The sequence below is a fragment of the Bacillus sp. FSL R7-0166 genome (genome assembly GCF_038008935.1).
GTDB lineage: Bacteria > Bacillota > Bacilli > Bacillales > Bacillaceae > Bacillus > Bacillus altitudinis.
In genome coordinates, this window is record NZ_JBBPAC010000001.1 from 2,096,805 (window position 1) to 2,112,427 (window position 15,623).

Below are 15,623 nucleotides of genomic sequence, written 5' to 3' on the forward strand. Positions count from 1 at the left end.
AAGAACTTGATTTACCGGTAATTACCACACAAAAAAAGCCAGCCGAATTGGCTAGCTGTCTTTTTGATCCATTTGCATTTGGATTTGTTTTAAAATCTTCTTTTCAAGCCGTGAGACTTGCACTTGGGAAATTCCGAGTCTTTCTGCTACTTCTGATTGTGTTTGGTCTTTATAATACCTTAAATAGACAATCAGTTTCTCACGCTCTTCTAATTCTTTAATCGCCTCTTTTAGCGCAATTTTATCAAACCATCTTTCTTCGGAATGATCGGCAATTTGATCGAGTAACGTAATCGGATCGCCGTCATTTTCATACACGGTTTCATGAATAGATGATGGTGAGCGGACCGCTTCTTGAGCAAGGACAACATCCTCAGGTGTGATGTCCAGATATTCAGCGATTTCCTGAACAGTCGGCATTCTACCATGAGATTTAGACAATTCGTCCCTTGCCCGCCTGATTTTATTTCCAAGTTCCTTTAAAGACCTGCTGACTTTGACGGTTCCATCATCACGAATGAAACGCTGAATTTCACCAATGATCATTGGAACGGCATACGTCGAAAACTTCACATCATAAGACAAATCAAATTTATCAACAGATTTCAGCAGGCCAATACAGCCTATTTGGAATAGATCATCTGGTTCATATCCTCTATTTAAAAAGCGCTGAACAACGGACCAAACAAGACGCATGTTTTTTTCTACGAGGAGGTCTCTTGCTTGTTGATCTCCGTCTTGGCTTTTTTTGATGAGCTGTTTCACTTCATCATTAGACAGCTGTGCTTTTTTTGCTTGCTTTTTTACCTCCACATCCATATGAGCAGCTCCTTAATTACAAAGCGCTTTGCTTTTTGATAGATGCTTTGTTAAGCGGATCGTTGTGCCCATTTCTGGAGATGAGTCCACCATGACATCATCCATAAAGTTCTCCATGATCGTAAAACCCATCCCGGAACGCTCTAAGTCTGGTTTCGTCGTAAAAAGCGGCTGCCTTGCTTCCTCAAGATCTGAAATGCCCATGCCTTCGTCTCGAATCGTCAGATACACAATATGGTCATCCAGCGTGACGCTAATGTGCACCTTACCGTCTGGATTCCCATCATACCCATGAATGATCGAGTTCGTGACCGCCTCTGATACAACGGTTTTGATTTCTGTTAGCTCATCTAATGTTGGATCAAGCTGAGCGATGAATGCTGCCACCGTTACTCTCGCAAAGGATTCGTTTTGACTTAAAGCAGAAAAAGTCAGATTCATTTCATTTGTCATGATGCCACCCCCAATGTTTGCAGCGCAGTTTGCTCTGAAGGCTCCATACGAATAATTTTAAACAAGCCGGACATATCAAATAAACGGTTCACTGCTGGCGAGATCGCACAGACGACCATTTCACCGCCAAGCTGTTTAATTTCTTTGTATCTTCCTAAAATCACTCCGAGGCCAGAGCTGTCCATAAACGATAAATCAGCTAAATTCAGCACGATGTGGCGAATGTCCTCTGTTTCCAAATAATTCGTCACCTTTTGTCTCAATGCCTCTGCGGAGTGATGATCAAGCTCCCCTGTCAACCGAATGCAAAGTACGCTCTCTTTTATTTGAAAATCAATACCAAGGCTCATCTTTTCTTCCTCCTTGCTCTATTTTCGGATAAAGAATGTTTCTCTTTCTTCACATGCAAATCCTTCACCATGACAAAACTAGTGATCATTCGTCACATTTAGATGTTCTTTTCGTTCATAGCAAAAAAGACTGCCAGTTGCAGCAGTCTTCACCTTTTACTTCCATTTAACAAATTCGGCCATCGCCCGTTTGAAGAACGTCCAAACACCGGCTTTTTCCATATCTTCTTTCGCTTCAACAGGACTTTCATGAAGCACTTTTCCATCTTTTTTCAAGATGATGGTGCCAAGTTTCGTTCCTTTTGAAAATGGGGCTGTGACATCTTGAGTTAATTTAATTTCTTTTTTGATCTGATCGACATTTTCGCCTTTTTTCGTTAGAAGAGAAATCGGTTCAGACGTGACAAGCTTAATTTTTTTCTTTTTCCCTTTGCTCACTTTGATCTCTGCTACGTCTTGACCACGCTTGTACAGAGGATGCGTTGTATATTGACTAAAAGCGTAATCCAGCATTTTGACAACTTGAGCATTTCTGTCTTTTGGTGTGCTTGCGCCGAATACAACAGCAATGACGCGCATGTTCCCTTTTTTAGCGGATGCCGTTAGACAGTATTTTGCCTCGCCTGTAAACCCTGTTTTCACCCCATCCACACCTGGATAAAATTTAATGAGACGGTTTGTATTCACAAGCCAGAATTTTTTATCCGTGTTCTGACGAAGATAGTCTTCGTATACACCTGTGAACTTGGTGATTTCTTCATATTTCAACAGCTCTTTCGCCATTTTTGCCATATCATGAGCCGTGCTGTAATGATCTTTTTCAGGAAGTCCTGTTGGATTTTGAAAGACTGTCGAGGTGAGCCCAAGCTCTTTTGCCTTTTTGTTCATTTGCTCAACAAACTGTTCTTCAGATCCAGCAATATGTTCTGCCATGGCAACTGAAGCATCGTTTCCTGACGCAATCGCAATGCCTTTTAGCATGTCTTTAACCGTCATTTCTTCTCCCGGTTCAAGGAAAATTTGTGAGCCTCCCATAGATGCTGCATGATCGCTCGTTCTTACTTTATCAGTCATTTTTAATTTCCCTTGATCCATCGCTTCCATGATGAGAAGCATCGTCATGATTTTGGTCATACTTGCAGGGGCAAGCTTTTCATCACTGTTTTTGTTGTAAAGCACTTTTCCCGTGTCACGTTCCATTAAAATGGCTGATTTGGCTTCATGCGCCAATTCTGATGTTTGTTTTTCTCCTGGCTTTTCAATCTTTTCTTTTGCCATCGCTGATGGTGAAACCATTGAAATAAGGATCATTAAAGTAAACAATGCACATATATGACGTTTCAAGTGGCAGACCTCCATTATCGTAATCCTTTCTATTTTTTCCTCATAAAGGCTGTTTTATTCAGAGATCGTTTGATTGCCATAAAAAAAAGCCCTCTGTTTCATGAACAGAAGGCTTTTTCACACGATCTATGAGAGTTGTTTGACAACTTCTTTCACTAAATCAAGGAAACTTGCTTTCACTTTTTCCGTCACTTCGATCACTTCATCATGAGAAAGCGGCTGATCTAAAATACCTGAAGCCGCATTAGAGATGCATGAAATACCAAGTACTTTTATGCCTGCATGACGTGCTACAATCACTTCTGGCACAGTCGACATACCGACTGCATCAGCGCCAAGCGTTCTGAGGAAACGAACCTCTGCCGGCGTTTCATATGAAGGGCCTGTCATTCCTGCATAAACCCCTTGCTGCACAGATATACCTAAATGTTTAGCCGTTTTCTCTGCAAGTGCCAGCAAATCTTTATCATACGGTGCAGACATATCAGGGAAACGAACCCCTTGACTGTCGTTTGGTCCAATTAAAGGATTGGTTCCCATCATATTGATATGATCTGTAATCAGCATGAGATCGCCAGGATGGAAGGATGTATTCACACCGCCCGCTGCATTTGTCACAATACATGTCTCAATGCCGATTTCTTTCATCACACGGACAGGAAATGTCACCTGCTTCATATCATACCCTTCATAGTAATGGAAACGTCCTTGCATGGCACAAACGACCGTGCCTTTCAGCGTTCCAATGACGAGCTGGCCTGCATGCCCTTCTACTGTTGAAACAGGGAATCCAGGAATATCTTCATATTTCAATTTGATTGGATTTTCAATCTCATCGGCTAAAATGCCAAGACCTGAACCTAAAATCAATCCAACTGTTGGTACATATGTCGATGCTTGTTTAATATATGCCGCCGCTTCTGAAAACTGTGCTCCCACGTGATTTCCCCCTATTTGAGTTTAGATAAAAAGCTTGTGCCGTATTTTGGCATCGTTGTCTTGAAATTGTCTGCGACCGTTGCCCCAAGATCAGCAAATGTTTTCGCTGTTGGCAGCTCATTCGCTTCTTGATGCTTTTTGCTGTAAGCAATAAGCGGAACGTATTCTCTTGTATGATCTGTTCCGTGATGAACCGGGTCATTTCCGTGATCTGCTGTGATCACAAGCAGATCATTCTCTTTTAATAGATCAAACACTTCAGGTAGACGTGCGTCAAATTCCTCTAGTGCCTTACCGTAGCCTTCTGGATCTCTTCTATGTCCATAAAGCGCATCAAAGTCGACAAGATTTAAGAAGCTCAGCCCAGTAAAGTCTGTTTTCAGCGTCTCCACTAGCTTGTCCATTCCATCCATGTTGGATTTCGTTCTGAGTGAAGAGGTGATTCCTTCACCATCATAAATATCAGAGATTTTTCCGATCGCAATGACATCAAGTCCATCATCTTTCAATTCATTCATGACGGTACGGTCGAATGGTTTTAATGCATAGTCATGACGATTTGGTGTTCTAACAAATGCCCCCGGCTCCCCGACAAATGGACGAGCGATGATGCGCCCTACCATATATTTTTCATCTAAAGTCAGTTCACGTGCGATTTCGCAAATGCGGTAAAGTTCGTCTAATGGCACAACTTCTTCGTGTGCAGCAATTTGCAGCACAGAATCTGCTGAAGTATAAACGATTAAATCGCCTGTTTTCATATGCTCTTCGCCAAGCTCATCCAGAATTTCTGTACCAGACGCTGGTTTATTTCCAATGATGCCACGCCCTGTTTTTTCTTTTAATTCATTTAACAGTTCATCTGGAAAGCCGTCTGGAAAGACTTTAAATGGTGTGTCGATGTAAAGACCCATGATTTCCCAATGCCCTGTCATTGTGTCTTTCCCGTTGGATGCTTCTTGCATTTTTCCATAATACGCAAGCGGTTTTTCGTCCGCTGGAATTCCTTTAATTTCTTTAATATGACTTAGCCCAAGCTTCGCCATATTCGGCATATGAAGCCCGTTCATTTTTTCAGCAATATGTCCAAGTGTATCTGCACCTACATCATTAAAATCAGCAGCATCAGGTGCTTCCCCGATTCCTACTGAATCCATCACAATGAGGAAAATACGTTTATACTGATAATCAGGCATAAAAAAGCGCCTCCTTCAATATTCTTGTCCTTTCACCTTTCACCTTTCACAACTGGAGAGGTCAGACATCTCAAGTATAAACCGTTTTCAAGTCAATTGACAACCATAAACGGTCCAAACATAAAAAAGCATGATACACGTTCACCGTGCCATGCTTTACTTATGCCCTTGGATGGAATTTGTGATACACGTCTTTTAATCTTGTTTTTGTGACATGTGTGTAAATTTGTGTAGTAGAAATATCGGCATGTCCGAGCATTTCCTGTACGGCTCTAAGATCCGCACCGTTTTCAAGCAAATGTGTCGCAAATGAATGTCTGAGCGTATGAGGCGTCAATTCTTTTTGAATACCTGCTTCTATGGCTCGTTTCTTTAAGTTCTTCCAAAAGCCCTGCCGCGACATTTTTTTTCCGTGATGATTCAGAAATAAGGCATCGGCCGGCTGTTTTTTGAGCAGCTTGTTTCTGCCTTTTTCTATATACACTTCAATCGCACTTGTAGCAGCTTCACCAATAGGCACGATCCGCTCTTTTCTTCCTTTTCCAAAACAGCGTATAAACCCCATGGTCAGATGCACATCCGCAAGAGTCAGATCAAGCATTTCACTTACGCGAATACCTGTTGCATATAAAAGTTCGAGCATGGCTTTGTCACGGTAGTCAAATGGTGTTTGCTGCTTAGGTGTATCGAGCAGCTTTTCTACCTCATCTAATGATAGAACTTTCGGTAATTTCCGCTCTGTTTTTTGTGATTCAATGTTCCATGACGGGTCATCTGTTGTCACTTTTTCACGGAGCAAAAATTGATGAAAGGAGCGTATCGATGATAGATGACGGACGGACGTTTTACTCGATTTCCCCTCGTCTTTTAACTGTTTTAAATAATGAATAATATGAAGGCGTGTGACGTCTTTTACATCTGTCAATTGTTCATGCGTCATTAAAAAAGACAAATAGCTCTGTAAATCTCTTTTATAAGAGACAATGGTATTTTCAGAGAGTCCTCTCTCTACTGTCATAAAATGAATAAAGTCGGATAATTGATCCTTCAATGGTTTCTACTCCCCGTTTTGATAAAAATAAATCAATCGATCCTGCCAGCTGTCTTGTTTCGGCTGATCCATTTCCATCACTTTTATCGCTGCACCTTCTGGTTTATCATAACGATGATAGCTTTCATATTCTGAATTTATCCATATCATAGCATAATAGAACAGGACGGTAAAACCAGTGAACAAGATAAATACTTTCATTACTTCACCTGTTGTTTTGAGCCATTTTCGCATGTTCTTCATGTCCTTTCTCGCGTTCTCATTACTTCAGCATATGCCAGGTGGGACAAGGAATATACAGCGAACATGCAAAAAACCTTTTCATTTTGAATGAAAAGGTTCCAATTCGGATTATTTGCCGGATTCATCATCATGACACCGGTGGCAAATACCATGGAATGTCAATCTATGATCCTTAATTTTAAATTTCCAGTCGCGTTCAATAATCTCTTCAACATCTTCTAATAAATCATCTTCTATCTCATCGACTGTACCGCATTCCATGCAGACAAGATGGTGATGGAAGTGAGCGGCTCCTTCTTTGCGAAGATCATATCGCGAAACGCCGTCTCCAAAGTTAATTTTATCAACAACTTTCAGTTCAGTAAGCAATTCTAACGTCCGATAAACAGTAGCAAGACCAATTTCAGGAGACTTCTCTTTTACGAGGAGGTATACATCTTCTGCACTTAAATGGTCTTCTTCATTCTCAAGCAGTACTCTTACTGTTGCTTCACGCTGTGGCGTGAGCTTATAGCTGGAAGAATGAAGCTGTTTCTTAATTCGATCAATCCGATTTTCCATTGACTTTCCCTCCTACGCCACATTACTTGATCATTATATCAAATGATGTGCAGAGAGCCAACTATAATCATTTTAAATTGATAAATAAATTGATTATTATTTAATAACGATTATAAAATCATCAAAACAGAACACCTGCCAGCTTTTTCATCAGCATGAATGATAAGTATGATTCAAAAAAGGACGAAAGAGCAGCGAGGGTTAAAATCATCAGTAGAACAGAAGCATACCGGCCAAACCAATGGATTGGCGCTTGACTGATGGTTTTTTTCATAAAAAGCTGACCAATTAAACGAATGGAGAACGCAATCGCACAAGTTCCGATCACTAAATACGCTGGAATGAGCAAGATATTTTGAGGAAGCACCGAGACAAAAGATAGAAAAAAACCGCTAAGCCCCATTTGATTGACCAAAAAACCGACAGTAAACCCAACTACAATCCCTTTTAAAAAAATCATAAGAAAAATAAGCGGCAGGCCAATGATGGAAATTCCGAGTATCCACATGAGGCCCAAATATTTCATATGATGTAAAAAGCTTTGCAAAAACATTTCTTTTGATTCTGCTGCTTTCTCATTCGTCAGTTGACCAAAAAATTGATTTAAATAGTAGAATAAATCCTCTTTCTGACTCATTGTCATACTATTGACGATAATGGCTCCAAAAATGACGCCCATTAAAAATAGTACAGAAACAAACAAATAAATCGATACATGATCTTTCACGTGCTGAAGAAGATGTTCTTTCCAAGACTTTTTCCGCATGCGCCTTCCTCCCAAATAGTAAAGGTTACTAGATTCTATGAGAGAGCAGACGAAACATGACAGTTTTATAAAAAGAAAAACGAGAAAGCAGCTGTACACCGCTCTCTCGTTTCCTTTATCGTGCAGCTTTTTGTACGTTCACAAGCCCAGCGCCATAATAAAAAGGTTCGCCAAGTTTTGTTGCCGTTTTTGTCAGCCTTTCACGCAATTCATCATTTGTCAGATTCGGATGTTTTGATAGAATGACTGCCGCAGCACCAGCTACATGAGGTGATGCCATAGACGTTCCACTCTTATATCCATATTCGTTATGAGGAATGGTACTTAATGTTGAAACACCTGGTGCTGATACTTCCACTTCTTCCCCAACAGAGGAATCAAAGGCTCTTTGCTTTCGTTGATCCACAGATGCGACTGCCATGACAGAGCTGTATTTGGCCGGGTAATCTATCGTATTAAGTGACCCGTAGCTCCCAGCATTTCCTGCAGATGCGACAATGAGAATCCCGTTGTCATAAGCTCGATCTACCGCTTCTTTCAGCGCCTCCGATTCACTTGCTCCCCCCATACTAATATTGATAACATCCATCTCATTCTCAATCGCCCATTCAATGCCTTTAATGATCCAGCTATAGTAGCCGTCACCATTTTCATCTGCCACTTTCACCGCATAGATCGAAGCTTTTGGTGCCACACCAACGACGCCTACTTTATTATCTAATGCTGCGATCGTGCCTGCAACGTGAGTTCCGTGTTCATGCGGGTCAACGAGCGGATCGGACTCTGTTGGAACAAAGCTGACACCACCAGTTACATGTAAATCTTCATGCTTGCCGTCGATTCCACTGTCAAGAACAGCTACTTTGACATTCTGTCCGGCATATCCTCGTTTATGTACCTTTTGTGCTTTGATGCTTTTGATGCCATAAGGAACGCTTTGACCGCTTGTTTTTGCTTTTTGGTCTTCCTCAATAAAAGTAACTTCTTTTGCTTGATGTAGTTTTTCTTTTGATGCTTCGTTCAACGAAACTTTCATCATATCTATTTTCTCTATTGATTCTTTCACATGACCGCCGGCTTTTTCAACAAGCTGTTTTTGTGTTTTGTCTTGAACGGAAGAAGAAAAACCGATCATATACTCTTTTTTTGCTTGATCCTTTGCAGATACATCTGATGCGCCGAATGTCATCGATGCCAGTAGCATACTTGCCATACAAAGCCCTGCTCCAAATGATTTGACCTTCACGATACCCACTCTCCCTTTCATTTCTTTTTGTCATTTAACTACATTTTTAGACAAAAAGAAACGACCGTTTGTCCTATTTTTTAAAATTTTTCCAATTATTTGATCTACTTGTCACAAAAAAGCAAAATAAAAATGCTTATGATCCTGTTCATAGCGATCATAAGCATTCCTACCTTTATGTTTTTTCATCATATGCTGCAAGGCTTCTTGTTTTGTTTTTGTCTTTCTTTCGTGTGTACTAAAATGCGGCATATTTCCTCTCGATTGTTCTGGATTTCGGCTGTGCTGCCTTTGAAGGTGTTCTCTCTTTTTCTTTGCTTTGCTTTTTCCCATTTCGCAAAACCCCTTTCGTTGTCGTTATGATACATGAACGCATCTAAAAAAGATAGACGTATACACGCCTATCTTTCTTTTCTCACCATATCAAGATGCGGAATTCCATCCTCATCATAACAATCTGAGACAGCTTCGAAGCCAAACGATTCGTAGAACGATTTCAAATAAGCCTGTGCTTGGATTTTAATCTTTGTTTCGCCTAATACACTGAGCTTTTTTATCGCCTGATCGAGCAGGATCTTCCCGTAACCTTTTTTCCGGCCGGCCTTCGTCACAAGGACACGACCAATGGACGCCTCTTTGTACATGATCCCGCTTTGGAAAATGCGGCAATAAGCGACAATCGTGCCGTTCTCTTTGGCGATGACATGCAGCGCCTCTTGATCACGATGATCAATTTCAGGATAAGGACATGTTTGTTCTACAACAAACACATTCACTCTTTCCATTAAAATCAGGTAAAGGTCCTCTTTAGACAGTTGTTCAAATGTGTGACATGTCCATTTAAGTTGATTCATGATTGATATCCACCTTACCGTAGACTCCGCCTCCGCCAGCGATCAGTCCAACTTCACCTCTTCTTGCTTTGATGATGTAATCGGCTGTTTTCTCAGGCAGGACCGCTTTTAATTCTTGTTCTGTTGCTTGATGAAGAATATTCATCTCTGTATGAAAGACAGCTTTTAACTTTTCTAACGTTTTGGCTCCAACACCCGGAATAAAATGAAGGGGAAGCTGGTGAACATAAGGAGGCCTTATTCCTTTGTCACTTTCTTGGTCAGCAAGCTCCTTTAACCGCTCACTCACCCCTTTTGTCATTCGGGTATGGCCGCATGCTTGGCACTTTTCTTGCTCCTGACTGTCAGGTCTTACCCCGCATTTCTCACAGGTCGTATGATAATACTTTCCGAGCCGCGGAGCGAGCCCATAATTTCCAGTGATGTTTCTGCCATCTTTTCCTTGAAGCGCTAGCTCGAATTCAGCAAAGGAGGCATGATCCATTCGGATCTTCGTATATTCCCGCGCAATTTTCCCTAAAGAATGGGCATCTGAATTTGTTAAAAAAGGATAACGGTTTAGCTCACTTAGCTGGGAGGCCATAGATGTATCACAGCTAAGGCCAAGCTCAACAGCATCAATGAGTTCTGGATCGAATACTTCGGTTAAAGACGTATTGACCCCTTTACCGTATAAACTTTTATGCGGCGTAAAAATATGGGCAGGAATAAATAATCCCCCTAGTTCCTTCACCTTATGCTGAAGCGTTCTCCCATCCACATATAACCGCTGTGAACTCAAATGCACATTTTTCATATGAAGAGAAAGCCATGCGGAAAACTCAGACATTTTACGAAGCGTGGGCATAAAGGCAAGCACATGAATCGGACCTTTTGATTGGTCATCATTGATTTCTAGCTCACTGCCTAAAAGCAAAACGGTCTTTCCAAATGATAAACCGCCATCGCTTAGTTCAGTGTACGTGCCTTCCTCTACACCTTCTATCAATTCTTCTAGGACTTCAGGAGATTGTGCATCAATCACACCAATCATCCCCATCCCTTTACTTTGAGACGCTTCAATGAGAATTTGGTCAATGGTCAGTGACCTTGCACCTGTAATTTTGACAGCCCTGCCTGTTCTTGTTCGACCAATATGAATATGGATATCTGCAAAGAATTCCCTCATTTTGTAGACTTAAGTACCTCTTGCAATTGTAAGTATTGAATGGCATAGGCTGTTTTCGCATCATAAATATGTTGTTTTTCGATGAGGTGCAGTGCTTCTTCTAGTGAAACTTCCATCACTTCGACAAATTCATCCTCATCCAGCTCTCGTTTCTCTTCAAGTGGGACGAGCTGATCGGCAAGGTAGATATGAACAATTTCATCCGCAAACCCTGGTGATGTATAAAAGGCGGTCAGCTTTTGGAGCGCCTGAGTTGTATAACCTGTTTCTTCTTCTAATTCTCTCAGTGCTGTATGTGCCGGCTCTTCTCCTTTTTCTAATTTTCCAGCCGGAATCTCAACGATGGCTCTCTCCAGTGCTTTACGGTATTGCTTGACCAAAATGATTTTATTTTCGTCTGTACGTGCAATGACTGCTACTGCACCTGGATGTTTAATGATTTCGCGTTTGCCTGGTTTTCCGTTCGGCAATTCTACATCTTCAAGAACCAAGTCAATGATTTTTCCGTTATATAATGTTTTTGACGATAATGTTTTTTCTTCAAAGTCTTTCAATTTTGTCAGCTCCTCGTTCTACTTTCACTTTTTACTTCATTCATTTTAACATAGATGTTTTAGGAGAAGCCAAAATGCGGATGCCTGCTTCAATGCGCCTTTTGAAATCACCTAGCTTGAATTCCAGAATTGTTTCACTTAATGTGAAAGGATAGGAGTGTGATTGAATTGAAAAAAAGACGAATTGGCACCTCTGATCTCTTGGTTAGTGAGGCGGCACTAGGATGTATGTCCCTTGGGACTGAAAAAGAAAAAGCGCTCTCTTTATTAGATGAAGCCATTGATCTTGGGATTAACTATTTGGATACAGCTGATTTATATGATTTTGGAACAAATGAGGAAATCGTCGGGGAAGCCATTAAGAACAGACGCCAAGATCTGATTTTGGCCACAAAAGGTGGCAACCGCTTTGAAAAAGGGAAATCTGGATGGGACTGGGATCCTTCAAAAGCATACATAAAAGAGGCAGTGAAACAAAGCCTGAAACGACTTCAAACAGATTATATTGATTTATATCAATTGCATGGCGGCACAATTGACGATCCAATTGACGAAACCATCGAGGCATTTGAAGAATTGGTTGAAGAAGGTGTCATTCGCTATTACGGCATATCGTCGATCCGTCCAAATGTCATTAAAGAATACGCCAAAAAATCAAACATCGTGAGTGTGATGATGCAATATAGTTTACTCGATCGCCGCCCAGAAGAATGGTTTTCTCTTCTTGAAGAACAAAGCATTAGTGTCGTGGCAAGAGGTCCTTTAGCAAAAGGATTATTAACTGAAAAACCCCTTTCGCAAGCAAGTGCTGCGATTCAAAAGAATGGGTATCTTGAATATTCATTTGAAGAGCTCCAGCAGGTCATTCCTTCGTTAAAGAATGTCGCTTATGACCTATCACTTACAGAGCTGTCCATTCAATACTTGCTCAAGCATTCTGCAGTCAGCTCTGTTGTTTTTGGCGCAAGCTCGGTGAAACAGTTAAAAGAAAATGTGGCAGCGGCAAATGCACGTTCATTAAGCGACCAAGAAGTAAAAGCTTTGTCATATTTCACAAAACAGTCTGTGTATGAGACGCATCGTTTGAATCAATAGAAGACAAATGGAAGAACAGCTTGCCACTTATGTTTTGTTTTAATGTACAACCCTATTGATGGTGCGATTCTGAAATGAAGTGATACGAGGGAGTTAGACGTGTTTTCTCTCAGGCTCATGTAGTATGTATTCATCTCAATGATATAACATAAAAAAGGGAGCATCGTAGCTCCCTTTTTTAACTTTTATACTTTCTCCAGTCTAAATGACTTTCATCTAGCAGCTCTGAGAAGCTTTTATTTTTTTCTTTTTCTTTCTGTTGCCGAAGGAGGTCTTGTCGTTTTTGTTCTTCTCTTTTTTCTGTCTCAGCGGCCAGGTTCTGCTTCATTTGAAGGAGCTGCTGTTTCACATCATCCTTTATGCCGTCCTTTAGCTTTGCTTGATCTTGATTGGTCTTTTTCACTTTGCCTCTCTCCTTTTGCTTTAGTGTATCATCCGTTTTATTTGCTCAGCAAGAGTCACGCCAAACTCCCAACATGTGGTATGATCTTCATAGAAACCCTTCGGAAAGGAAGAATCAGCTTGAAGAAGAAATGGCTCGCTATACTCGCCTTAGTATTATTTCCACTCGCTGCAATCGGCATTTTTTTTACCAATAAAATGATGTATATACGAAAATTAACGGATGAAGAGCTCATCAAACGAGAATCAGATGAAGGGCACTATCATCACGAGGAGTTTCAACAGCTGCAAAAAGAGAAAGTTTGTATTCCTTCAGCATTTGGTTACGATCTTCATGGCTATTTTGTACCGCTCCCTCATACAACACGCACCATCGTTCTTTGTCACGGGGTTACCGTCAGTTTGATCAATTCCGTGAAGTATATGAAATTATTCCAAAAGCTTGGATGGAATGTGCTGCTTTATGATCATAGAAGACATGGGATGAGCGGCGGAAAAACAACGAGCTATGGATATTATGAAAAAGAAGATTTGGCTCAAGTCGTCAAGTGGCTGAGAAAAAAGCTTGGGGAAAAAGCAATCATTGGGATACACGGAGAATCGATGGGCGCAGTCACAACTTTATTATATGCTGCTAAACCGGATGCAAACGCCAATTTTTACATCGCTGATTGTCCTTTTGCTTCTTTTGAGGATCAGCTTCTGTATCGATTAAAAACGGATTTTCGTCTTTCAGGACAGTGGATTCTTCCACTAAGTGATCAAGTGTTGAAATGGCGGGACGGATACAGCATTCGACAAGTTTCTCCACTTGATGTAATCGATCAGGTGAAAGAACCTATCCTTTTTATTCATAGTCTCCATGATGACTATATCCCTTGTGAGCAAAGCGAGCAGTTATACGCACGCAAAAAAGGTGATAAACGGCTATTTATTGCGCCACATGGTGCGCATGCGATGTCTTATAGTGACAATAAGGAAGTCTATGAACAAGAGGTCGAAGCATTTCTGGAAGCATTTCAATTCAATCAAAATGAAAGAGGAGAATGAACAGCCGTTCGTCTCCTCTTTTTGCTAACTTATACGATAGTCACCACTGTTGTATGGTGTCTGCCCGCCAGCTCCATATGGCTCTCTTCCGATTGCTGCTGACTCATGACCGATAACCCTGCAGTTGCTGCCAATAAAAGAACTATCAAACTCATTTTCATATAAATGACCTCCATTTTGAATTTTTGATATGGCTTGAATTTTCCTTTCGTAATACCGGGTAGAAACTTCAAATAATCCAAGCTCATTATAATAATGAGCTGCATCAAGTGCCAGTTCCTCAATATCTGGGTATAAACGCTTGTCCTCCAACAAATCTAATGTATCGTCTATGATTTTTATTTCTGCATCAACGTATAATGCTTTTAAAAACTGAAACTTGCAGATGTAAATTTCATCTTCTAATTCACAGGCTTTCATAATACCTTGTTGATAGAGGGTTAACGACTCTTCTATTTGTTTTTGTTTAAACAGGATTTGGGTCAGCATAAATAGTGGGTCTAGAGAGCGATTCAGATGGGTTAAATTCTCCTTTTCAAACACTTCAAGAGAGTCTTTGAGATAGCGACTTGCTGTAGCAAGATCGTTCATTTGGTAATAGCAGTTACCTAAGTTGAAAAGGGCCGAACCTATGACTCGAGGGTTTCCAATTGAGCGTGCTCGCTTTAGAGCATTTTTAAAGTAGGGCAATGCATGTTCATAGCATTTCAAATCATCATAGTTTGCACCGATGACAAATTCACAGTGGATGATTCTCAGCGTGTACGTTCTGTAGGCAGAGTACGTATCTAACGCTTGCAAAGCATAGTGCATCGAAAAGTGGGTTTGTTTCATGTGGTAGTATATTTCTGCTAATTTAAAATAAAATTCTGCTCTTTCTATATCATCTGATATGAGATTGAGCTTTTTTTCTGCGGAACGGTAATAAGCAATGGCGCTCAAATAGTTTCTCTGTTCAAATTCAAACATTCCTGTAAAAAAATGAACATAGTATTCAAGCATATCTGTTAATTTGGTCTGCGAATGTTCAATTGTTTCTAGAAGCTTCTTAATCTCCTCATCATTTGAGGCTTTTTTTGCCGGTTCAAAATATTCAAGCATGACCTTATGTCGAAAATCCATTAGCTGGTAAAAAAGCAGCAAGTTCTGATCTTGCTCCATCTCAAGGATTTCCTGCTCGATCTCGGCCTTTAGCTTCTCTGCTTTCATGACATGAAATCCGCAAATCTGCCTATACCATTCGTTTATTTTGATTCCAACCTGAGGCGATGACAGCTTGAGCTTCAATTCACCTTAGCACCTCCCTCCTCATGTACGATACATGTTGTATTCTATCATATTTCCTCGAATGGAAGAAATATGAAATGTCGTTTTTCGTAAAGTTTTCGGTATCCCGCAATAACCGCTTCCATTGCCGATTTTTCGGCATTAACAGTCTCTATTTTTCTCTTTCTACTTTTCTCATTTTGTCGAAATGTTTGTTAAAAATGACTTTTTATCGTTGAAAAATCTCATTTTTCAAATTAGACAGT

19 protein-coding genes are annotated in these 15,623 nt (G+C 40.6%); 2 read left to right on the plus strand and 17 right to left on the minus strand.

Annotated features, from left to right (window positions below; translation table 11 throughout):
- Nucleotides 1-51: 51 nt before the first annotated feature.
- The 15 genes from sigF to NST01_RS10785 all read right to left on the minus strand — a co-directional run bounded on the left by sigF (nt 52) and on the right by NST01_RS10785 (nt 11,544).
- On the minus strand, nt 52-819 hold the full coding sequence (gene sigF / locus NST01_RS10715; protein WP_007501051.1) for an RNA polymerase sporulation sigma factor SigF: 768 nt from the start codon (nt 817-819) through the stop codon (nt 52-54).
- A gap of 12 nt (nt 820-831) precedes the next feature.
- Complete coding sequence (gene spoIIAB / locus NST01_RS10720) at nt 832-1,272, minus strand: anti-sigma F factor (protein ID WP_007501052.1); 441 nt, start codon at nt 1,270-1,272, stop codon at nt 832-834.
- Entirely contained in the window at nt 1,269-1,622 is a 354-nt protein-coding gene (spoIIAA, locus tag NST01_RS10725; protein WP_007501053.1) for an anti-sigma F factor antagonist, read from the minus strand. Before spoIIAA ends, spoIIAB begins: the two co-directional genes overlap by 4 nt.
- Before the next feature lie 156 nt (nt 1,623-1,778).
- A complete protein-coding gene (locus tag NST01_RS10730) occupies nt 1,779-2,933 on the minus strand; it encodes a D-alanyl-D-alanine carboxypeptidase family protein (protein ID WP_207209295.1) in 1,155 nt (384 codons plus the stop codon).
- Between the two features lie 159 nt (nt 2,934-3,092).
- Nucleotides 3,093-3,905: a purine-nucleoside phosphorylase gene (locus tag NST01_RS10735; protein WP_019743098.1), complete on the minus strand. Its 813-nt coding sequence runs from the start codon at nt 3,903-3,905 to the stop codon at nt 3,093-3,095.
- A gap of 11 nt (nt 3,906-3,916) precedes the next feature.
- Nucleotides 3,917-5,101, minus strand: a complete 1,185-nt coding sequence (gene deoB / locus NST01_RS10740) for a phosphopentomutase (protein WP_341041922.1) — start codon at nt 5,099-5,101, stop codon at nt 3,917-3,919.
- A gap of 160 nt (nt 5,102-5,261) precedes the next feature.
- On the minus strand, nt 5,262-6,152 hold the full coding sequence (xerD, locus tag NST01_RS10745) for a site-specific tyrosine recombinase XerD (protein WP_017357921.1): 891 nt from the start codon (nt 6,150-6,152) through the stop codon (nt 5,262-5,264).
- A 6-nt stretch (nt 6,153-6,158) separates the two neighbouring features.
- Nucleotides 6,159-6,386 carry a YqzK family protein gene (locus tag NST01_RS10750; RefSeq protein ID WP_008344420.1) on the minus strand — a complete coding sequence of 76 codons (228 nt, stop codon included), beginning with the start codon at nt 6,384-6,386 and terminating at the stop codon, nt 6,159-6,161.
- Between the two features lie 117 nt (nt 6,387-6,503).
- A complete protein-coding gene (gene fur, locus NST01_RS10755) occupies nt 6,504-6,956 on the minus strand; it encodes a ferric iron uptake transcriptional regulator (protein WP_003215577.1) in 453 nt (150 codons plus the stop codon).
- 121 nt (nt 6,957-7,077) lie between these two features.
- Entirely contained in the window at nt 7,078-7,722 is a 645-nt protein-coding gene (spoIIM, locus tag NST01_RS10760) for a stage II sporulation protein M (protein ID WP_008344417.1), read from the minus strand.
- Nucleotides 7,723-7,837: 115 nt separating this feature from the next.
- A complete protein-coding gene (locus tag NST01_RS10765) occupies nt 7,838-8,968 on the minus strand; it encodes a S8 family peptidase (protein ID WP_008344415.1) in 1,131 nt (376 codons plus the stop codon).
- Between the two features lie 111 nt (nt 8,969-9,079).
- Nucleotides 9,080-9,301, minus strand: a complete 222-nt coding sequence (locus NST01_RS10770; RefSeq protein ID WP_008344413.1) for a hypothetical protein — start codon at nt 9,299-9,301, stop codon at nt 9,080-9,082.
- Between the two features lie 68 nt (nt 9,302-9,369).
- On the minus strand, nt 9,370-9,822 hold the full coding sequence (locus NST01_RS10775; RefSeq protein ID WP_046527215.1) for a GNAT family N-acetyltransferase: 453 nt from the start codon (nt 9,820-9,822) through the stop codon (nt 9,370-9,372).
- Nucleotides 9,809-10,990: a TIGR00375 family protein gene (locus tag NST01_RS10780; RefSeq protein WP_035390730.1), complete on the minus strand. Its 1,182-nt coding sequence runs from the start codon at nt 10,988-10,990 to the stop codon at nt 9,809-9,811. The genes NST01_RS10775 and NST01_RS10780 overlap by 14 nt, the downstream gene beginning before the upstream one ends.
- Nucleotides 10,987-11,544: an NUDIX hydrolase gene (locus tag NST01_RS10785; RefSeq protein WP_024718940.1), complete on the minus strand. Its 558-nt coding sequence runs from the start codon at nt 11,542-11,544 to the stop codon at nt 10,987-10,989. The genes NST01_RS10780 and NST01_RS10785 overlap by 4 nt, the downstream gene beginning before the upstream one ends.
- Nucleotides 11,545-11,712: 168 nt before the next feature.
- On the opposite strand from NST01_RS10785, the gene NST01_RS10790 reads away from it, so the two are divergent.
- On the plus strand, nt 11,713-12,639 hold the full coding sequence (locus NST01_RS10790; RefSeq protein WP_046527214.1) for an aldo/keto reductase: 927 nt from the start codon (nt 11,713-11,715) through the stop codon (nt 12,637-12,639).
- Nucleotides 12,640-12,817: 178 nt separating this feature from the next.
- Here NST01_RS10790 and NST01_RS10795 read toward each other — a convergent pair whose 3' ends face one another.
- Nucleotides 12,818-13,042 carry a YqkE family protein gene (locus NST01_RS10795; RefSeq protein WP_008343840.1) on the minus strand — a complete coding sequence of 75 codons (225 nt, stop codon included), beginning with the start codon at nt 13,040-13,042 and terminating at the stop codon, nt 12,818-12,820.
- A gap of 119 nt (nt 13,043-13,161) precedes the next feature.
- Here NST01_RS10795 and NST01_RS10800 point away from each other — a divergent pair, with 119 nt between their 5' ends.
- Nucleotides 13,162-14,091: an alpha/beta hydrolase gene (locus NST01_RS10800; RefSeq protein WP_079919587.1), complete on the plus strand. Its 930-nt coding sequence runs from the start codon at nt 13,162-13,164 to the stop codon at nt 14,089-14,091.
- Nucleotides 14,092-14,115: 24 nt separating this feature from the next.
- Here the strand turns inward: NST01_RS10800 and NST01_RS10805 are convergent, their stop codons facing one another.
- On the minus strand, nt 14,116-15,378 hold the full coding sequence (locus NST01_RS10805; protein ID WP_024718943.1) for a response regulator aspartate phosphatase: 1,263 nt from the start codon (nt 15,376-15,378) through the stop codon (nt 14,116-14,118).
- Nucleotides 15,379-15,623 lie beyond the last annotated feature (245 nt).